The organism is Vibrio sp. RW, assembly GCF_027587105.1.
GTDB classification, from domain to species: domain Bacteria; phylum Pseudomonadota; class Gammaproteobacteria; order Enterobacterales; family Vibrionaceae; genus Vibrio; species Vibrio toranzoniae.
The window spans coordinates 1-20,808 of record NZ_JAPPTM010000024.1 but is presented as its reverse complement, the minus strand read 5'-3'; the positions used below and the strand labels follow the sequence as shown (position 1 = coordinate 20,808).

20 protein-coding genes are annotated in these 20,808 nt (G+C 42.7%); 4 read left to right on the top strand and 16 right to left on the bottom strand.

Annotation, left to right across the window (positions count from 1 at the left end; translation table 11 throughout):
• Positions 1-361: 361 nt before the first annotated feature.
• The 5 genes from OCT63_RS17110 to OCT63_RS17090 form a co-directional block, all read right to left on the bottom strand.
• Positions 362-646, bottom strand: coding sequence for a hypothetical protein (locus OCT63_RS17110; protein ID WP_269984129.1), 285 nt, complete (start codon positions 644-646; stop codon positions 362-364).
• A gap of 561 nt (positions 647-1,207) precedes the next feature.
• Positions 1,208-1,708: a hypothetical protein gene (locus tag OCT63_RS17105; RefSeq protein WP_269984128.1), complete on the bottom strand. Its 501-nt coding sequence runs from the start codon at positions 1,706-1,708 to the stop codon at positions 1,208-1,210.
• A 10-nt stretch (positions 1,709-1,718) separates the two neighbouring features.
• Positions 1,719-3,578, bottom strand: a complete 1,860-nt coding sequence (locus tag OCT63_RS17100) for a DNA cytosine methyltransferase (protein ID WP_269984127.1) — start codon at positions 3,576-3,578, stop codon at positions 1,719-1,721.
• A gap of 225 nt (positions 3,579-3,803) precedes the next feature.
• A complete protein-coding gene (locus OCT63_RS17095; RefSeq protein ID WP_269984126.1) occupies positions 3,804-4,052 on the bottom strand; it encodes a hypothetical protein in 249 nt (82 codons plus the stop codon).
• Positions 4,053-4,617: 565 nt separating this feature from the next.
• The gene (locus OCT63_RS17090; protein WP_269984125.1) at positions 4,618-5,769 is read right to left on the bottom strand and encodes a hypothetical protein; all 1,152 of its coding nucleotides are present in this window, start codon (positions 5,767-5,769) and stop codon (positions 4,618-4,620) included.
• 182 nt (positions 5,770-5,951) lie between these two features.
• On the opposite strand from OCT63_RS17090, the gene OCT63_RS17085 reads away from it, so the two are divergent.
• A complete protein-coding gene (locus tag OCT63_RS17085) occupies positions 5,952-6,509 on the top strand; it encodes a hypothetical protein (RefSeq protein WP_269984124.1) in 558 nt (185 codons plus the stop codon).
• 80 nt (positions 6,510-6,589) lie between these two features.
• Here OCT63_RS17085 and OCT63_RS17080 read toward each other — a convergent pair whose 3' ends face one another.
• The 4 genes from OCT63_RS17080 to OCT63_RS17065 form a co-directional block, all read right to left on the bottom strand.
• Entirely contained in the window at positions 6,590-7,138 is a 549-nt protein-coding gene (locus OCT63_RS17080) for a hypothetical protein (RefSeq protein ID WP_269984123.1), read from the bottom strand.
• 521 nt (positions 7,139-7,659) lie between these two features.
• Complete coding sequence (locus OCT63_RS17075) at positions 7,660-9,075, bottom strand: Eco57I restriction-modification methylase domain-containing protein (RefSeq protein ID WP_269984122.1); 1,416 nt, start codon at positions 9,073-9,075, stop codon at positions 7,660-7,662.
• Positions 9,076-9,103: 28 nt separating this feature from the next.
• Positions 9,104-9,748: a hypothetical protein gene (locus OCT63_RS17070; protein WP_269984121.1), complete on the bottom strand. Its 645-nt coding sequence runs from the start codon at positions 9,746-9,748 to the stop codon at positions 9,104-9,106.
• Between the two features lies 1 nt (position 9,749).
• Entirely contained in the window at positions 9,750-10,253 is a 504-nt protein-coding gene (locus OCT63_RS17065; protein ID WP_269984120.1) for a hypothetical protein, read from the bottom strand.
• A gap of 594 nt (positions 10,254-10,847) precedes the next feature.
• Between OCT63_RS17065 and OCT63_RS17060 the strand changes: the two genes are divergently transcribed.
• The 3 genes from OCT63_RS17060 (at position 10,848) to OCT63_RS17050 (ending at position 11,752) form a co-directional block, all read left to right on the top strand.
• Complete coding sequence (locus OCT63_RS17060; protein WP_269984119.1) at positions 10,848-11,117, top strand: hypothetical protein; 270 nt, start codon at positions 10,848-10,850, stop codon at positions 11,115-11,117.
• On the top strand, positions 11,114-11,248 hold the full coding sequence (locus tag OCT63_RS17055; RefSeq protein WP_269984118.1) for a hypothetical protein: 135 nt from the start codon (positions 11,114-11,116) through the stop codon (positions 11,246-11,248). The genes OCT63_RS17060 and OCT63_RS17055 overlap by 4 nt, the downstream gene beginning before the upstream one ends.
• 99 nt (positions 11,249-11,347) lie before the next feature.
• The gene (locus OCT63_RS17050; protein ID WP_269984117.1) at positions 11,348-11,752 is read left to right on the top strand and encodes a hypothetical protein; all 405 of its coding nucleotides are present in this window, start codon (positions 11,348-11,350) and stop codon (positions 11,750-11,752) included.
• A gap of 84 nt (positions 11,753-11,836) precedes the next feature.
• On the opposite strand, the gene OCT63_RS17045 is transcribed toward OCT63_RS17050, so the two are convergent.
• The 7 genes from OCT63_RS17045 to OCT63_RS17015 all read right to left on the bottom strand — a co-directional run bounded on the left by OCT63_RS17045 (position 11,837) and on the right by OCT63_RS17015 (position 20,703).
• Positions 11,837-12,481 (bottom strand): hypothetical protein, encoded by a 645-nt coding sequence (locus OCT63_RS17045; protein ID WP_269984116.1) that lies wholly within the window; start codon positions 12,479-12,481, stop codon positions 11,837-11,839.
• Positions 12,482-13,092: 611 nt separating this feature from the next.
• The gene (locus tag OCT63_RS17040; protein ID WP_269984115.1) at positions 13,093-13,302 is read right to left on the bottom strand and encodes a hypothetical protein; all 210 of its coding nucleotides are present in this window, start codon (positions 13,300-13,302) and stop codon (positions 13,093-13,095) included.
• Between the two features lie 94 nt (positions 13,303-13,396).
• On the bottom strand, positions 13,397-13,651 hold the full coding sequence (locus OCT63_RS17035; RefSeq protein WP_269984114.1) for a hypothetical protein: 255 nt from the start codon (positions 13,649-13,651) through the stop codon (positions 13,397-13,399).
• A gap of 13 nt (positions 13,652-13,664) precedes the next feature.
• The gene (locus tag OCT63_RS17030) at positions 13,665-14,351 is read right to left on the bottom strand and encodes a hypothetical protein (RefSeq protein ID WP_269984113.1); all 687 of its coding nucleotides are present in this window, start codon (positions 14,349-14,351) and stop codon (positions 13,665-13,667) included.
• 510 nt (positions 14,352-14,861) lie between these two features.
• Positions 14,862-16,853 (bottom strand): replication initiator protein RctB domain-containing protein, encoded by a 1,992-nt coding sequence (locus OCT63_RS17025; protein WP_269984112.1) that lies wholly within the window; start codon positions 16,851-16,853, stop codon positions 14,862-14,864.
• Positions 16,854-19,227: 2,374 nt separating this feature from the next.
• Positions 19,228-19,539, bottom strand: coding sequence for a hypothetical protein (locus OCT63_RS17020; RefSeq protein WP_269984111.1), 312 nt, complete (start codon positions 19,537-19,539; stop codon positions 19,228-19,230).
• Between the two features lie 3 nt (positions 19,540-19,542).
• The gene (locus tag OCT63_RS17015) at positions 19,543-20,703 is read right to left on the bottom strand and encodes a DGQHR domain-containing protein (RefSeq protein WP_269984110.1); all 1,161 of its coding nucleotides are present in this window, start codon (positions 20,701-20,703) and stop codon (positions 19,543-19,545) included.
• Positions 20,704-20,808 lie beyond the last annotated feature (105 nt).

Below are 20,808 nucleotides of genomic sequence, written 5' to 3'. Positions count from 1 at the left end.
GCTCTTAGCTTGGCGAAGCCAAATCCTTTTGGCCCCCAGCGACTCTGCACTTCCCTGTGACAATGCGCTCCACCGTTGGCACTGGGAATGCGGGTGGTGGCCAAACAGCCTTGAGCTAACAAACTCTTCTCCAATAGGAGTGCTGCATAGCCGCGTGACAAGCGTCTTTTTGCTTGGCGCGGGGGTTTGCCCTATTGGTTTCATTATTGCGAGGTACGAGCACATCAGCTCTACGTGAGGCACGAACGGTAGAGCGAGCAAAGGTAATCGTGGGCAGGGGTGGGCCTCGGCGTGCGTAGGAAATGCAATGGCCTGATAAGGGAGAGCATCTCAACAGGGTAAACACCTGTTGAGAATCAGTTTAAGAGAAAGGCTTTATATTTAAACGCTCTTTCTCGTCAAATGGTAAGTGTGTGTATTGTGTTAGATCGTATTGACGCATTACTGAATGACCGTCAAATCGGTCAACCAGCACAACTCCATCGACTAAGCGGCTTCTATCTTCAAAGTACGCCAACTTTTGCTCGCCGACTTGTCCAATTAGGCTTACTTTGATCTCTTGCTCGCCATTGTACGTTCGACCTGTTTTATGAGTGAGTGTTTCTGTCACTTCAGCGACCAAATCATCTGCTGTAAACTTTACCATTTCCTGTTCCCCTTCCCTTTGTTTAACTCCGTCCATCATAGCAGAAACAGACATTTATTACCATAAATTAGCACCAAACAAACACAAGTATAGTTGTTGACTGTGGCACGGACAAAGGCGACACAATAGGGCTCAAAAGAGGGTCGCTCTTAGCTCCCCCAGGCGAAGCCGTCGGGGGGAAGCGTTGAAACGCCTTTAGCTTGGCGAAGCCAAATCCTTCTGGCCACCAACGGCTCTGCACTTCCCTGTGACAATGCGCTTCATCGTTGGCACTGGGAGTGCTGCAGGTGGACAAACAGCCTTGAGCTAACAAATTCTTTTCCAATAGGATCACTGCATAGCCGCGTGACAAGCGTCTTTTTGCTTGGCGCGTGGGTTTGCCCTATTGGCTTCATTATTGCGAGGTACGAGCACCACAGCTCTACGTGAGGCACGAACATTAGAGCGAGCAAAGGTAATCGTGGGCAGGGGTGGGCCTCGGCGTGCGTAGGAAATGCAATGGCCTGATAAGGGAGAGTCGTTTAAGAGCTGGTAAACAGCCCTTAAACGATAAATAAGTAATTAAATCGTAGTGCCGGTTTCCTGTTTAACAACTTGCCCAAGAGTGATCCCGTCATCAAGTTCAGGACACTGGCTGTCGAAAATCTTCGCCAGCTCTGAGTTAACACTAAGTACGATCGATAATTCGCGAGATTGAGTTAGGTTGACACCGATAAGCTGTGACTGAGCATCAAAAAGCTCGATAACACCAGACTTAGACACCGCGATACATTCATAACGCTGCTCCCAGTCGAGCTCGGCACCAAATAGCGTCCCTGCTTTGATTTTTCCCTCAATGTTAAGGAACTCCAAAGCTAATTTAAATTCGGGGCTATCCGCTAAACGCTTTGCTTCCATATTAGATTTTTTACACTTTGCTGGACCACATAAGAAGACAGGCACATTACCGCAAAACACCGCGCTGTGGTGACCGTTTATCATCTCCATCGAAGGTGCATAAGACGACGGGCGAATTGTTGAATTTTTAAGATGTTCAGTTAACATTGATTTTGCTGTTGTCATGTCATGTTCCTTATGCAGCAATGCTGTAGTTCGTATTGATGTTTTGCGCAAAGTAATGATTGAGGCACTTCCCAATCCACTCGCCCACCCAAGAAAACGCGGTATAGATGACCGATTGCCCTAGCCCCTCGTGCGCCAATGTCTTGTTGCACCCTTCTACAAATCGTTCAGGGATCTGCTTAACTCTTGCGTGCTCTTTAGTAGTAAAGAGACGCACTAACTTTGAGTTCAGCGCATTTTTTAAGTAGGGCTCAGAGCCGCGAGCCCGCGCATAGCCCTTACCAATTACGCCGACTTTTTGTGCCATTTCATCCAACCACTGAAGGCGGAAACCCTTGCCTGCTTCGATGTCTCTTTTTTCCTTCTCGACTAAGTGCGTATAAGGCTTATAGCTAGGATCATCGAGTGGAACTGGCTCTAGAATGTCTTTTAAATGACGACCTTCGTAAGTGAGTTCATAATCATTCGGTTGGTGTTCATCAGGGGTGATGTCCATCGATTCGCAAAACCCAATGCAGCACAGGCGCTTACGGTGTTCCAGAGCTCCAAAATCTTGCCCTTTTAGGCTCGTCAACACCACCTGATAGCCAAAGACATGCTGTAACGTATCTTTGATCACTGCGTATGACATCGTGTTTTTGTAGGGTTCAACGTTTTCAAACTGTGTGATTAAGCAGTTGGTGACGTTCTGCCAGTTAAGCCAATCTAGAAAACAGGCCCCAGTGACGGTATGCATTTCTGCGGACTTGTTACCGTTCTTACTAACGCCCGAAATCGAACTTCCCTCACAAGGGATACCTGCTGTGTTGATTGTGCTACGGATTGCCCCGTTTGACATGTCCACGTTTTGAATCGGCATACAGATAGCGAACTGCTCTTCTTTATGACTCGTTTCCCAAATTGGATTGTTCGCGAGGCTAACATTGAAATACTTTTCGTTGATTTCCACAGCGACTTTGTGGAACGGGTGAAGGTTGGCTCGCTTCAGCCCTTGCGAAATACTTGCACACAGCACACCGAAGCCATGGAAGACGCCGGTTACATACACAGGTTTATTTTGTTTGTGCTCTTTAAGGACTCTCTCTGAACGCTCTTTGATGGCTCTTTCCTTCCAATTGGACACGACATCAACAACATTGTAGAAAACGTTATTGCCTTGAGTCGAAACATGTAAACCAATGTCTTTGCTGATGCCACGGGAGATAAAGGCTTTGTGCTCATCATCGTGTAGGTAACCCATGTTCTCAAAGCTCAAGCGCAGTGCCGCAAGTAACGACTCATTGATCTTCGCCTGAGATAGGTCGATGATGGCTGGTCGAGTGGTTTTGCATGCAGCAAATCCAAGGTAATAGTCATAATTTGCTTCGATGGAGCCAGAGAGTTTGACAACCTCCGCCTTTGGAGCTGATTTCTGAAGTCCAAAAAGTGCAACAGGATCTGAGCAGTCTATCCCTTTAGATAGGTGTACGTGCTTAGCGTCAAAATCATAGTGCAATTGAGTAAGAGGCTGTTTTGATTCGACGCATTGCAAGAGTCGGTTTTCACGCTCTTCTATCTCTGCCTCGGTGTGCATTTCCATGATAAGGATCTCACCATCTCGGACATACGCTTTTGCGCGATCGCCGAATACCGCAAGGTCATCGTGTTTAAGGTCGATAACGGGTCTTAAGTTACCGTTTCTTTTGCCGTTTGTAACAGTTCGACCACCGAGCTTGTCTAAAACAAGCTTGATCTGTTTCTTCGCCGTATCAGACTGTAAGCTAAAAGACGCCCCACCGACGAAGCCAGCATTTTTTAAATACTGACCGTCAAAATACACTCTCAACTTATTGCGATGCATCGACACCGCCTTTTCTAAAACCTTAATCATAATCGCCCCCAAGCAATTGAATACTAACAACCTATGTATAATTATAAGCCTTTAAGCAATAAAATACCATAAACTAGCAACTGAAATATCTAAATAAATTCATTGACTTAGCGCCGCACAAAGGAGGCACAATAGGGCTCAAAGAGGGTGCTCTTAGCTTGCCCAGGCGAAGCCGTTTTGGCAAGCGTTGAAACGCTTTTCACCGAGGCGCAGCCGAGCTCATTACTATGGCCACCAGCAGCTCTGCAGTTTCCTGTGACAATGCGCTTCACCGTTGGCACTGGAAATGCGCTGGTGGACAAACAGCCTTGAGCTAATAGATTCTTTTCCAATGGGAAGCTCTGCAAAGCCCGTGACAACCGTGTCTTTGGTTGGCGCGAGGCTTTGCACCCCATTGGCATCATCAAGCGAGGTACGAGCATATAGAGCCCTTCGTGAGGTGCGAGCGTTAGGGATCTGCAAAGGTGATAGCATGGGAGGGTGGGCCTCGGAATGCGTAGGAAATGCAATGGCCTGATAACTGGAGAGAAAAACGGCGAAGCTTAACAAGCTCCGCCGTGAGTTGAGGCTCTGTCATTTAAGTTGAGCTGACACTCTTGTTTGTATCACGCCTGCCCGAGAATCCCATTACAAGGTAAAAAACCAACACAAACAACGAGATCATTTCATTACCGAACGTGTATTGTGCAAACTCACCTCTCGTGTGTGTTGCCATAATAGCAAATGGTATTCCAAAACCACCCAAAACAATATACGCCGACACCAATAATGGCTTTTCACATTTGTACCCATAATGGTGTCTAATAATCAGCATTAAAGAGCTCATAGCCACACCAACTACAACGGCCACAAAATATATCGGAGCTCGAAATTCAGTGACAAAGTCGTGAAGCTCACCTGAAAGTAAACTAGTACTGGCAGTAATGAATAATGCATAAATAAATATCATGTTCCCTCTCTTATGTCTGAATAGACCGATTCGCATATAACGTAAGTGTTCTGGTGGCTCTCCCTTAACAGCCACCAGCCTAATTAGTGATCAATGAACAGGTTGATTGACTGGTGATTCTTTGTGATCAAGTAAAAGAGGTGCTGGAGCGACCTTCTCAATTTCGCTATTAGTGATAAACACCATTGCTGGTAGCCATTCACCAGCCCCGTTGCCATCCCAGACAGACCCTTTATCAAGCAGGACCGAAACTTGCGACCCTAGGCCGAGCTGCTTCATTTTTTGTTTCGCGGCAGTAACTGCGCCTTTTGAAACCGGTTCAGGGTTCTCCAGGGTTAGAATGTCAGAGAACTCATCTCGATAAGCATTGATGATTCTGTCGCACGCTGATTCCACACCAAGAGTGATAAAGTCGATGCAAAGACCGCCTTCAGAGAATTGAAGCTCAATCACTGACTCTCCATTGTTCCCCTTGGTTGCACTGTAACGCTCAGAGAGGTTGAGCCCTTCCATTGCAACCGCATTAATTTCAGTTGGACGGTACACAACAACGTATCGGAAAGTCTTTGGGTTGTAGCGGATTGAAGAAATGGAATCAATAAATGAGTTACCTGTGGGCTTCATTTTGTGCGTCTTAGAATAGACTTTGATTTCATGCGAAATAGGACGTTGTAATTCATGAAGTGCTTTTTCGAAATGTTCGATGTTGGCATTGTTCATTAATGTCAAAATGGTGTGGAACTCAAAAGTCGCCTCTTCTATGGATTTCTGAATTCCAGCAAAGTGCTCTTGCTCCTTTGCATAGTGCTCCAATGCAAACTCACGGGCTTGACCAACAAGCGTATTAAATATCGCAGCTGGCTCACGATTCAAACTTACCGATGTTTTGAACGACGCCATCTCAGGTAACCCACGATTGTGGCTCAAATGGTAGTACTCTTTCGAAGTAGAAACCGAAAGAGTGATTTTCGATTGGGTTGATTCAGAATACATCACATCGATCTTCGCCCCTTCTGCAAAGACAACAGTAAACAGGATGTTTCCATTCAGTGCTCGTGATTCTGTGCACAACGTAAGCCCAAAACAATTGAAGACAGATTTAACGTATTCTGCCTTTTCTTCAAACGTTCTCATCGCCTCAAAGTGACGTTTAAAGTCTGCCTTTTCCGGTATATCCACGATATTCAGTGTGCGACTTACTTCTTGATTTAAAGCCGACTTTTGTTGAGTGGTTAATTTCATGTTTGCCCCCAAGCAAATAATGAGTGTGTGTTTAATCTGTTACTAGATTCGAGATACAAGCATAACACACACCCAAAGAAATTACCATAAACTAGCATCTATCTTTATATTTCCTTGCTATTGTTTATAAATGAATAATCTAATATATTAACATTTCACACCAACTAGATTTAGGGAACGATATGTTAAATAAGCAAAACACTGAAGTGTCAAAGATTAAATACGGCCTCTGGTCTATGCGAATCGTATTTATTGTGCCTGTTCTCGTTTGTTTTTCCGCGTGGGCTGTGCTGCAAATTTGGAGTGGGCTGGTAGCGCATGAAGTTGAATTGTTGATTGGTCAAGATCAAGTGCTCCTCCAGAAATTTTCCGAATACGGCTTCCCTTACTCTTTGGCTGATTTAGATAGGCTCATTGTGCTAGGTCATAATGTATCCATGATTGAAGCGGAGGCTTCAATGACTGATGCCCAATTGGCGAAATTGGCTCACAATTTAGCAACAGAGCAAAATGCGCTGATGTCTCTATTGAGCGAGTCTGTAGACCATTACAACTTGATGATTCGCTCGGGCATATGGATCATTTTGATATCAGCTTTATGCATTATGTTCAGAGGATTATCCAAGAAATACAGTTTTCGTAGATTGGGAGAAATTGCGGAAAGTCCGGTCGCCGTTTTCACCATTTTGTTCGTGATCGAGCGGCTGATTACATTACATAACCTTTCACTCGTAGTTTAATGGTAAATCCCAACAAGTAAGACGGCGTTTGTCTGACTTGTTGGGATTTGACTAAGCGCAGCGCAGTAGACGTTTACTAATTAGAACTCAGATTCTGGTAATCGCTCAAACATCGCACTAAACCCCATCAAGCTAAACTCTTCAACGTAACTTTGTTGATTAGACACATACCCGACACTGAACGCCTTTCCAGCCTTAAATTTCGCGATTAACGGTTCAATCTGGTGCTTAGCAGTAATTTTCACCACGTTGGAGTTTTCTTCCAATCCAAACCAAAGAACTGGTTTATATTCTTGACCGTCGAAACTATGCCAAATAGGGAGTCGGCCAAACCTCAATTGTTTATCGCTAAATGGATCCGGTTGGTTCTGAGCCAAAGTATGGGTAGGTGGCAGCATTAGCTTCACACGGTCCCCATAAACCCCCTTGAGCACAAATAGAACTGCACCCCCTTTACTTTTCAGCTTCAAAGAAGGCAGTGATACATACGTCCCATGCAGGCTATTTTTCCAAATCGTTTCGGAGATGCTGATTTGAGAAGTGTTATTAGAGCCATTCGCGTGGGCTGGGGAAATTGAGAGCCCAAGGCTCAGTGCAGCAAAAATCAAAGGGGTGATAAAGCGTTTCATCAAAGTCACCTAACTCGTAAGTCCATTTGTTAGAGGCGGGTTTTATTGTCTTAGGGGAGGAAGGGTAGAGCCCGATCTCGGAAACGGGCTCTACGTTAGTCTATTCGGCCAAGGCAGACCAAATAGCCAGGCTACCTGAATGTACGGCAGGCACCCCCGCCCAATTATAAGTCTGAGCAAACTTGCTACGTTCTAGAAAATTACAACAGCAGCGTTTAACGTCCGTTGGGTTCTCAAGCCAAGCAGACTCGCCATTCTTGTGCTTCGATAGCACGGCGAACAACCTAAGAAGAAAACACCTTAAGGTGGGTAACTAATCCACCAGCATCAACTTATTGAAGTTGCTAATAGATGGTATCGCGACAAAGAAAAATGTCAATGAATGGGGTGCGGGATAGTGAGTTGAGGAAGGGTAGAGCCTGATCTTGAAATGCAGGCTCTACGTTAGTCTATTCGGCTTAGGACGACCAAATTAATCTGTTATTTTTCATGTCAGAGCTCCACTTAGAATTTCTTAACTCTTATAGTTTTGGAAAACGCAGTTGATTCAGGTCACCAACGTTGACCTGCGTAGTTCCAGACACAGCGCGAATAACGGCTTGAGCTTCTTCTGAGCGCATAAACTCTATGAGCTTGATACCTTCTTCCTTTGAAAGTGCTTTCCAGTCTCTATGAAGCACCTGAACGTGATTATCGACGGCTACTACATCCTGCTTAACCGTCTCACGACTCAGGAAAGCTGGGAGCAACCTCTGGGGAGCTACGCCCTGATTCGCGGTGATGCGCTTAAGTACGACATAACCACCTTCTTCGGGTAAAGACAGTAGCTGTCGCTTTGATACCGGTACCGTTCTTGGCTTGGCATGTTCCGCCCAAGTCCACTCCCCTTCCTTGCTGAAATCTTTTGAATAAATCGCGGTAGCTTCGAACTCTCCATGTAACCGATTGAGCTCTAGCTTACCTGTAGAAAGCGTGAGCCCCATTGAATCAAGCGTTCGTTCGCGACGGCGGTTACGTACGATCAGTTCGACGTCCTGAGCGCACCTCGGGAAACACCAACTGTCCTCTGATAAGATCTCACTCGATGGAAGTATTAAATCAAATTCCGGTTTTGAGTCAGGGTCTTCGGCCACCGTTACCCTTACGCGTGAGCTCTGGCTAGCCTTCTTGAAGTAAAACAACCCCGTCTCTTGAAGAACATTCTTAAAGCAGCTGCGATCCCTGTACAAAACGGCATGTTCAAGACTCATGTTTTGAATTAGCCATTGACGAAATGATCGAAAATATTGACCACTACAAAAGCTACGCGGAAGCACCACAAGAAGGTGCCCGTCTTCTTGCAACCACTGGCTAGCCAGCACAACGAACGCAGCATATTGATTGGGCACTTTGACGTTGAATTGAGAAAGTGTCATCGCAAGCTCAGATTTGCTCGATAGCTTCTGGTAAGGCGGGTTTGAGACAACAAACTTGGGCCTCTCGTCTACTCCAGGCCATTCTCCGGTAGTCATGAGCTGTTCAACATTAGCCGTAAAGTCCCCTAACCAATGGCTCTTAACTGGGTGTTGAGCTTGCTCGCGAAAAAATGCCCAGGCTGATTGATAGTCTTCCTTAAGCCTTTCATCAATTTCAAAACCAAGTACTTCAATTGGACTAGGAGCTTGCTGATAACAATGAGCGGCTAGACAGGAGGATAAGATACCCAGACCTGCCCCAGGGTCCCCAATCACTTTCTCATTGGTAGGAATAGCAGTGTCAGGAATAAGACCGACAAGTTGCTTCGCGAGCATGCTGGGTGTGAACACTTGCCCTAAAGCCTTCTTTTTCGCACTGCTAGTCTGAGAGGCCCAATGAGAATTGCGACGGCTAATTTGCTCGATCACCGAATCAAAACCATCGGCTGGTGGCGTTGCAAAATCCAGTTCGTAGTTCAGCATACTTCAACTCCCTCCATTGTTTATTGGCTTAAACCCATCCTGGCTTCATTCCTTCCCACACTATGGTTGAACCTGTTTCGTTCGCGACCTCCACAGCAATTTCGTGTGCATCTACTGCGCTTAAGCAATCACTGACATCGTCAAAACCGTAGTCTTCAGCGGAGCCTTCGAAATGGAGTGAATACAATTCGGAGTTACCGTCCATTTCATGGATGATGACCTTACCTTTTTCATTTTCGGTACCAGTCTGCTTTGCTCGTAACAGAGTGATTTGATCATCCCATGGAAGCGGCTTTTCAGCTTTGGCAGCACTAAGAAATGTTTCTAGACGGCCTTCACTTTTCGCGGTCAACAAATCGTCTAGTCGCACTGTGTCTTCCTCACCGTTTTCAAAGCTCTTCACTGTAAACTGACCATCGGGATCAACACGGCCAAATTCGCTACCTTGGCGGATAAATGCCGTCGCGTCCCATCGCTTATCATATGGAACAACAGCTTCAGCGAGTGCTTGCTCTATTTCGATATTGGCTTCGCTGCATTCATAAAACGTCAAGTCGACAAAACGGATACCGCTCACTTCCTGTTTAGCCTTCTCGTTATACTCAAAAAGCGTTGAGTGAGTTTCAAAGTCACTTTCTAAGATACGTAGTGTTACGCTTGTTCTATCTGACATATTAAGCCCCCCCTTCCTTTTGCAATTTGAATGCATTAATGCACTCACCAATCCATGCATTGGTACAGATATGCTTAATCTCGGTTGCAGTAATGAACACCGCAGACCCTCCAAAGGCATCAGGCTCATCCGAAGAGCAGGTATGCGCCACATCAAGATACACGTAGTCTTCAATAGAGAAATGTTTTAGCAGGATTTGAATAAAGGCAGCAGCAACGTCGATATCTATGTATTCGTCGCTCGAAATAAGCAGTCCATCTACCGCAAGATTCAGTAAAAAGTAACTAGTCACTTCACCTGGCGCGTATCTGTCCGCGTCATTAAGCAATACCAGTGTCGAGGCATAATCGAAAACCTCTTTACTGTATGAACAATCGTTCTCTTCAAATGGCTTTTTGAAGTCAAGTGACTCCAGTTTCATGCAGTTGTAAATATCTAAAGCTAGTTGGCTTTGCTCGCAATCTAGCTTCAAGTGTTGTGCTGTTTTAGTGTAGTAATTAGCCATGTTCACCTCTGTAATAGTGGTTATCTTTCATACATTAAGTATAGCGACAAACCCAATTAATTACCATAAACTAGCACTAAATATTTATATTTATATCTGTTGACAATGCGCGGGACAAAGCCATCAAAATATGCCCTTAAAAAGGGGGGGGTTAGCTTTTTCTCGGCGAAGCCGTAAAGGAAAAGCGTTGAGAATGCTCTTGTGGCGGCCACCAGCAATACTGCCACTAAGATATCAATGCGCTTCATCGTTGGTAGCTTATTGGCAGCTGGTGGACAACATCATTATTGCGTGATGCACAGGATTAATTGAATTGCCAGTTATCACTTTTGTTTTGTCGAACGTAAAGTCTTTTGCATTAAGCGCTTTCAGCCTTTCTTCATCCACTGTTCTAAACGTCAATGCTTGATATAGCTCATGAGTAGTCTCAAGTATTGAAGTCTATCATTAGCATTTTAAGACTCACACATTAAACGTTTAAACATACTTCAATAAAAAACAAAAAACACCCCAAAACATACCATAAACTAGCATTAATTTGAACAAATTGCGTGCGCGTGTATAATGAACTCTGTAGTATATGAGGGATGTTTTATGACAGATGCACAAATTTTAGCTCGATATGAGCGAACTCAAAAAATGCACATAAATCGCCTAGTAATCGCCTTAGCTGATCGTGAGTTTTTTGGTACATCAGCAATCCAACGAGTATGCAGAATTGGCTACAATAATGCCCTTCATATCGCTGAGCGTGCTGTTAATGAAGGTCTACTTCATCGAGTACTAGATTATCAGTTCGCAATCACTGATGAAGGAAAAGAAATACAACTCAGAATCAGTAACCTATTAGAGGAAATAACGTGACTGAATATGAAGAAAAAATGCTTGAAGAAAGCAAAAAACAGAGCGAACACTTGGAGACAATTAAATACCTCGTCGGTGGTCTATGGGTATTTGTGATAGCAGTATCTGTTACCGTTTTATTCGTGGTCTAGAAAGTCTGACCTTACATAAGGTCAACGCATCAATCGAAACGCATCGGGATCTAAGCAGAGTCCTTGTTAGTACCGGAATAAGAGAAGGAATGAAATTAAGTGTCAAAGCCAAAAATGCTAACTGTTTCGCTCTTAGTATTGCTGACAAGCCACGGCCTTACTTTTTGGGCTGGCCAATACTCAAATAGACCGGCAACTGACAACGTCTCTCTTCAATTTGAAAGTTTAAAGCCAAGCAAGAATCAGGCGGACAATGCCTGTTACCTATCATATATGCGCGAAGCAGAGAATGTTCCAAACAAAAGCATTCAACTTGTCGATGTAAAAGGCAAGTGGGTTGATGTGAGTTCTTCTTTCTTATGCGCGATTAAAGGATGGCATCAATTGAAGCATGATAGCGGTTTGATAGAGCAAACTTCTGAAGAGACATTTTTTGTTCTAAAAGAAGAGTTTGTAATCAAACCTATTTCTGAAGCAGAGTTTAAAAAAATGTATGCTCAATAATTTCAAAATCATCAATTCAAGAATTTCTTTTGAAGGGGGCAGCAGCCCCTATCCTAGTTAACACCCCGAGCTGCCCCTCTCCACTTAGAATTGACTTGACGGCAAAGTCATTGGGCTAGCCGTAACTTTAGCCTCCCCCGTTTGCATTTTCTTAAATAGACGTAGCCAATACTCCATATCTTGCTCTCCCATGACAACAAACACAGTAGGCACCTCTAACGAATTCAATTTAATGCTCAATCCTGTGCGCTCAGCTGCCATGCTATCCCTGCGAGCATTCTCTACGCCCGTGGCATAAAATTGTGACGTATCCCTGGAGTGCATGTGCAGGGGCTCGTATATTGGAGTTGATATTTCGTCTATATCTTTGAAATCGAATACGTACGGTGAGAAGGTGTGCTGACGATTTACTGCAATGCGTTGAGAAGCAATATCGACCGCAATAGCCGATCCTTTGTTCCAGTACCAATAATCCACCTTGCCGAGCTCTCTATTCAGGCCATCAAACTTTTCTTTAATATCCTTCTTGGCACGCACATAGAGGAAATGGACAAAGAAATATGAAAAACCTGATGCCATGAGAATGGTAAGTAGGTAAAAGAAAAGGCCATGAAGACCAAATGAACTTGTCATAGTCAATGATGCGATAGCGGAAATGATGAGTATTGGTATTATTCGGTAACTGCACACGAACCAAATAAACAGTTCTTTCTTCGATGGGTTATTCATGTCGATCCCTCGTCTACAATCGAAATTTACGCTGTACTTCTTCTCAGGGTACTGGAATGTACCTGAAAGAGCTTAAGCCATGATTTTTGGCAAATTGCTTTGCTGCATGCTTATTAGTGAATGGGTAAACCCCTACACTCTTTAGAGTCTCAAGTGCCTCGTTGACTGATGCTACGAGCCAAACATTATCAACAACAGGAGCTGTTCCTCTGATCTCCGTGTGAGTTACATGACCATGTTCATCAACGGAAGAAACAACTATTCTCTTAACATAATTCAGCTCAACCGCAATAACCGTTGCATCCGGTTTATCAGAACTTGGGTTCAGCGTGGCTGGTGGTAAGAAGATAACGCATAGATCCTTAACTTATTTAGTAAAACAACCAATAACAACTGAAAATACAGTGCTCTATGGTTAAACAGTAAACCAAAAGTAACACACATTATCTTTGAGGGACGGGATGGTTACGTTGATATGAGATATTGATAGTGAAGCGGAAAGCATTGCGGCCCTTATGAAGGTGGGCCGCAGACTTCGTCCCAGAAGAATGGCAATCCAAACTGATCTACGCGTTCCGGGACAATATAGTTAGGTGCGGAGAATTGCACTTTTACAAGGTGACAAGGCCGCCGAGAAACATCATTAGGCATCCGGCAATTAGGAATGCACTTCTTAAGGTAATTTCTCCTAATATTGGATGGATCAGTTTTCTATTTTGCTCATCAAGTAAAAAGCTGGCTGCTACCAGCATTGACCCCAATATAAGAGCTGCGAAGCCGGTAAAAGTTTGTAGAATAAGTAGTGACTCTTCATTTTTCATAATACCTGAATCCTTAAATTTGGCCAATTCTAGGTTATTGGTGGCCATTTGGTCATTGTTGTTGTCTTAAAATTCTGTGTTCAGAACGTTTTTACTAACTAACAATGAAGCGGTCAGCTTTACTGACAACAACAGGAACTCCGGCGAAACTATCAGTCTGAGTAACCCCTTTTCGTTCACATTCTTTGAGAAACTCTTGGTGAATAAATACTGGAACTTCAATTTTTTGGGGACTGTTATTAGTCCGAAGATTGAAATAGAAAAGCTCTTTTTCAAATAGCGAAGTAACACCGTTTTCAAGAGTTGGTGCATTGTTTAGTAACCAGTAAGCGAGCAATTTCTTAAACATGATTCACTTCCCCTTACGAGTGTCCATTATGTGTTTTTGCGATTTCGCTCTCGAACCCAGCAATGCTTGAAAAGTCATCGATCGCACTGTCTAACTTCTCTTGGGAGCCGTAGAATAATTTGTAGCTGCCTTCAGGTGTATGGAGCTTGATATACCATAAGTATTGATCGAGAGAGCCGTAAGAGATTTGATTTATCGATGAAGGTTCAATAAATACGCCCAACGATTCTAAATGCAACATAGGCTTTTCAGTCGTTGGTAATTGGTATGTGTATCCAACCCCGCTCGTTGCTTCTGCATACTCATTTGAACATAAGCTATAAAACTTCTTGCCTGGTTCATTACCTAAAACATTGTCGACCGCAGTTTCAAGAGCTCTATCTATTCTAGAATCACAATAGTTAAGACGTTTTAGCTCCAGTTCTTTTCTGCATTGCTTAAACTCGTATCCCGTCTTATGGGTAAAATCGAGAACGTCATAAGCGACTTCACCTAGTGATGAACTTATTAGTGACCCTGTTCTTATTTCGTGGATATCCAATAAAGAAACAAGCTCTTCGCAATTGATTTCAATTCCCGCATCATCATTGCTCTTAACCTCTTCAAACACTTTAAATTTGTCGGTTGAGTCAGAACAACCAGACACTAACAAAGCAAAAGTGCAAAGTATCAACGTTGTTTCATTCGAATATTTGTTCATGGATTTAGCCCTTCAATTCAACTAACTATAATTCACACTCTATTGATTGATCAGTGACCTTTGCGCACTGATCATTAGCCAAGAACTTATATAGTTCCTCGGAGGACATTTGATCGATATCACCAAGTGTTAAAACGAAGGTGTTTTCTTCTTTATCCTGGAATATTAAGAAACAAGCCCCAAAGCCTAAAACAACCGCTAAAGTATGTGTAATTATCTTCTTCATCATCAAGACCCTCAGTAATAATCACTCAAATATAAGTCAAACCCAAATTAAAAACAACATGCCCGTTATACATAATCAACAGGGAATCATTTCAGGAAAGAGCTGCTGGTACAGTATTAAGTTGGTAAAAAAAGGTGTTTGCTTGGTTCAATACCTATTGCATCGATTTTTTAGTACTTGGGTGGAAGGGAAAGAGAACAGCACATTAGCAAAGACCACACCAATATACTGATTTATAGGAGCATAAGAGCCGCTAATTGACCATCAACTAGCGACTCAACACTTTAACCATACGTTTCGGCAATGGACGCACCGAGTTCGTCATACTTACGGTCCATCCAATTAACAACACCATTCTTACGATAGTTCTTAACAACATCCATGAATTCTTGAAGACTAAGCTTGATACCCAGTTGCTCATGAAGATAGTCTTTAAACTCAAAGAATCGTTCACGATCAACTTCCATCTCACCATACGTAATAAACTTGAGCTCAGAGCGAACGACTAGCAATGAGGCCAAAGCCGTATCGTAATCGACATTTGTCATTACTTCGAAGATCTGCGCCAAACGCTCAATATGTGTATCACTGTCATAAGCACATAAATGGTACTGCCCTTCATTGATTATGAATTTCTTATAGATAGGAGAGCGTACCGTCGAATCAGTCATGAATTCATTCTTAAGTCTGCTTAGGAAAAGTTTGACCTGATTCTCTTTCTTAATTTCCTCTACGTTTTTGGGTTCGACGTGTAAAGGGTTAGGAAGCGTCGGTGCATTATTAAAGCCAGGCTCGGAATTATACGTAGCCCCGGAGCGAGTGATCATCTCTTCCTCATCGGCAACAACGTAGATCAAGTCTTCCCCATCTGGATTGGTGCTAAAACGTAGATAGTAACCACACAAGTTATAATCATAATCCAAGTACTCAACGAGCGTATCTGACTTTGATAAGCGATAGTTTTTGTCGAGATCTTTAACCAACTCTTTTTTTAGCTGAAGTGGTGTACCGATGTAATGCATAGCGTCCTTCACTGACTCTAAGAGCAAACTTTCCTTGTATACTCTTTGCTTCCTGAACGTTAGGTAAAGCAAGAAAGTCAAAGCGTTGCCGAGTGCAACCTTGGACGGAATACCAAAGAGATACTTAAAGTCAGGGATGGTTTTCGCAATTGCATCATTGAGCTGGATAAAGAACAAACAAGGGACAGTTGTTACTTTACCTTCATCATCAAATTTTGGCGCTACAGTGCTATTTGACTCAAGACCAACAAAATACTGAAAATCTTTCTGGTTAAAGATTGTTGTCTTCTCGTCAAAATAGGTCCCAATCAGATCTGTTTTGTTGTAGATAGTGTCTCTGAGCGCAAGAATGCTGCGGTATACGCGTGCGCGAACGGGCCCATTATCTTTTATGCCAAGAACGAAAAGGATATCAACCATAGTGATTGGTACCGCTTTTTCTTGGAACGCGACTTCATACTGACCTGTATTGAGCATTTTTGCATTGAAAGCAATCGCAAGATTCAGAATAGCGGCAAGGACCTGAAAAGAGAATTGAGTAGCAACTTGTCGGTGTGCTCGTGCTTCCAACATATATTTTGCGACGACTTTAACCCCGCGCTTTTGAGTAAATTCTTGCTGACTAAAATCTTTTCCTGTAATGCGTTTTGGAGCAAGCGATATTAACTCAGCTGGGATCAAGTCCTCATGAAAGTACAGAGAAGTAAAGTTGCCAGTTTCTTTGTCTTTACCTGGCAGGTAACGCTTAGCGTCTACATCATCCGAAGTTAGTGAATTCTGGCCAAGTAACGTTTTTACACTCGTGCGAGTGTCTGCGTTGTTACCTCTGGTCTCTTCATGGGTAAGTTTATTATTATTCGAGGTTTGTGTGATTTCAGATACTGTGCTGAACCTGTAGACTGTTATGTTTTTGTCCACTTCTCCACGAAAGGTAGCAATGACAGGCTTAAGGATACCGGCTTTGACTAATGCAGAGATGTAACCGCGAATACTGGCTTTAGGAATCTTGTGAAGCGAATGAAGTTCCTCTGAAATGACAGCATTGGAAACGATCTTATTGTTCGATAGCGAAGAGGCCAAGATATGCTGCGCGACAATGAGTTGTCGTGCGTTAAGTTTGATACCAGTTTGATGATCTAATTTTAGTAGTGATCCAACTTCTTTCTCGTAGCCATTGAAGAAAAAGAAAGACTTCTTTCGTTTCGTAGCAACTTCACTTGGGTCGAGGAATTCTGTTAGTTCGATCTCTTCCACTTGTCATTTCCATCATTGTTCATTCCGACTGTTTGAATACTAACATTGATCATCCAATTGTCCAGTTAGAAGATCGAGTACAACTCCTATTTTGAACCTGCTTAACCTCCTAATAATTATATTAGTGATCTTATTAATGATTTCTTTATTGATAGAGAGTGATTAGATCTGATACGCACTGATGAAGCGCGACTTTTAGACAGTCTTAGTTAAACGATCGAACATATGGTGTAAACGATGGAATTTGGTTCCAGAACGTCACTAAATTAAGGGCTTGAGCTAAGAATGATACGATCAAACATATGGAAGAAACGATGAACCAGAGCCATGTATAGTTTTGCCTGTGATCATATGATCGAACATATCAAAGCATATGTTTAATCATATGCTTTGATACGATCAGACATTTGCTGTGATTTGATCAAACATTTGCCGCGATATGATCAAACATTTAAAAACAACAGCTTATCCACAAAGAAAGTTCCATATCCACAAGTTGCAAAGGTAACGATCAAACATATGGTTTTTATGTTGCGCTGAATTTTTCGCTTGATATTCAATGGCTTGGATTTTTTTGCATCGGTTATTTCAAATATAACCAACATTGTGATCGATGTCACAATGGTACCTCGGTGTTGACTGGAGCTGAGCTGGTGGAATTGATCCAACTATTATCGATCCCTTCAAATGTTCGATCGTATGCCTTAGCCCGTTTTCATCAATGTATTGGAGATTGCGGTTATTTTAAATGATTGTTTTATATGGATATATCTCGATTGCCAAATGACTGATCGTTTAAATCCATCAATGTATAATCCGACTTTTAGGCCAGAATCTTTAAACGTTATGTTGTTGCTAAACGAACTGAGATGCCATCAATGCAAGGACAAGTCGCCAAAAATCTAACTTATTGAATATTAATGGATATTTAATTGAATTATATGTTTGATCGTTTGATTGTGTGCTGTATCCATCGCTGTAAGCTCCGTTCAATAACTTCTCAGATTTAAACGTATACGCATGAATGTGTGGCCATTCGGGTATAGGCCATATGTTTGATCATATCATCGACATTCATCAGTCATGGATGTAACTTTCGAACTGTAATTTTTAAGTGACTGAAATATAAGTGTATTCCAGATAAACCAAATGTTCGATCGTTTCAAAACCATCAGAATCCATCACTGTAGGGTTCCGTACTTTAGGCCCCTTAGTTTAAACATATGGCTTCCCCAGTGTCTTACGAGGCATGAATACGTTAGCCTGAAGGAGCTTTTTAGCTAGGAAGAGCAAATGTTTGATCATATTGTTTTGTGAACATGCATGGCTGCGAGATAAAAACCAATTTATTATAACTATATGAAAATATTGAACTAAATTAGTGACTCAAATGTTCGATCGTTCCATGATGCCCTTATTTCATCACTGTAAGCTCGGTCATTCGTATCTGTGAATTAAACGTATACACAATGGCGCTAGTGCATATCAGGAAGCTGCTGGCCCGAAGGGTTCGGAACGCAGGTGACCATACCTTCAAATGTCTGATCGTATCACTCTTAAAGCGACTCTATGGATGTAGGATTTGTTGGAAAAATCTTAACTTACTGAAAATTAACAATATTGCTATTTGTTCATATGTTTGATCGTTTGGCTTTAGGTCATTTCCATCACTGTAAGCTGTGTTTGTTAGCACTCTATTTTTAAACATATGCCTTCGGAAACGAACAATATAGCTCAATGGTGAGCAGGCTTAGCAGTAAGCCAATGCGGTCTTGTAGGAGGAATTCAATGAATTAGCTGCTTTTTTATCCATTTTTGCGATTTTCACTGGGGCATACCCAATTGATGTTCCCCACTGCCTTCGCTCGGTCAATATTGAATGTATGAAAAGTAGGCGAGCCAGGAATGCGAAAAAGGTTCATGTTCCATCACTGTTAAGCCCGTTTGTTAGGAGTTGAGATTTAAACGTTAGGTTTGGGGGCCAAGACCTTCGTTGGAATTTTTGTCTAAGACATTGATTTAAAGTAGGAAAATGCCGATTGTCAGCAGAGGTATAGGTTGTTAACCCCATTTCACTTCATTGGAAATTCCATCAATGTTAGACCTGTCTATTACCTTCGAAAAATTGAACGTCTAAAATACGACCACTTCGTTTCCATCAATGCAATGAACGTCTATTGGGCGTGGAAATTTAAACGTATTGTCGATTCGCTTTTGATGCCCTTATACAGCTTCATCAATGTTTGTGGTGTTTGTTACACCCCAAATATTAAACGTATCGCTCTCGATTATGCCATTTGCAAAGAAATGAAGCAGTTAGTCCATCACTGCAGACAATGACTGTTAGGTCACAGTTCTTAAACATATCACTCCCCTACGTTTGGCTGGCAATCTTTAGTGATATTGTGTATTGGTCACTACAGTTCTCAAAATCATCATCATCGAAAGCTTCTTTCATATTGCGCCAGTCATCAAATTGCTGGTCTGTGATCACTTTCGATGTCATAGAGTGCTCAGCCTCTAAGCCATGAGCTGCCAAGTATGAGCTTATGTGGGTCAACAGCATAGGCTCGATAGTCAGAATCTCAATCTTATCTTTGTGTTCAGCCAGCAAAGACTCAATTGAAATTCGAACCATAACCATCGCTTCCGGGCAACGATGCGCCTTTAAATCAATTGTATTCATATGCTAACCGTCCAATGCCACACTTGGGTAAACTTTTAGGTGTCGACATAAAGCTCGTGCACACGATTTCTCGCTGCCCTTGATCATGTTGAACTTTGTTTTACCTGCTAGCTGCTCCTTTATAACAACTTTACTGGTGATCCAAAATTTGTCCGTTTTATTGTCTAAAGGCAATGTGGTTAACCCGTTGAGCACACCCCAATCGATAGCTCTACCGGTTTCGTTAGCCTCTTCTATAAGAGAGCGAATGACCCATGCAACCGCCGTCCAGTAGATGGCACGGTTATACATATGAATCTCGCGACCCTTCTTTATTAGGTCAGTCGAATACATAGAGAAAAACTGTTTCAAGAACGGCTCACAAATTTGGAATAGTTCATCAGGGTATTCGGGATTTTTTTTAAGCACAGCGTTCACTTCTTTGGGTGTTGTGCCTATGCATACGCAAATGAAGCTCTGTAATGCGCTCAGGTCCATCAATTCCGACTTTTTAAGCTTTCCGTTAGAGCTAATGATGTTACGCAGCTTGCCGATGCCAGGTAATTCAATCTGAACGAATTTCTCTTTAAGCATACGGGAGAGAGGGTCGTGATTATCAAAGTACAGATTCTGTGAAGCGCTGGGCTTCTTTAGATAACGGTGGTAATCACTAAACAGTTGTTTAAGTGTCTCTGCTTTGGGCTCTAGCGTCTGTGTATTCGTCACAATGAGCTTGACCCCTATTGTGTGCTCCGCGATGTATGGAAGCTCATCTAGGAGCGTTTGGAACAGGTTCAAGCGGTTTTGACCGTCGGCTACTAATCGGTCTTCATTAGGGGCTAGTTCCGCGGTGACCATGTTTTTATGACCAACCTTAATTGCCTGCCTGTTGGTTAACCCACTTACAAAGATAGTCACGCTTGGTAGAACAGTATCTTTACGGCCTCGGAAATACTCAATTAGCCCTCCTGCCCTCCCCTTTTCAAGATCACGTTGTCGTTTTTCATAAGCGTCGATAATCAACGAGCTTTGCTCTGGTAAGAAGTGAGAGGCAAATTCTAATCCCGTCATAGTTGTCTCAAACACTTCAACACCGCGTGTGCAAATCCCTTCGTTACCAACGAACAGAACAAGTGGCAATACTGAGCTACTTGGAGACAGAATAGGTGTGTACATATTTGACATCTTATACCCTTAATATTTTTGGTTTGGATATAGATTAATACCATAAACTAGCACTGTCAATATCTAATATGTAAAAAAATAGATGCCAATTTTATTGTTATAAAT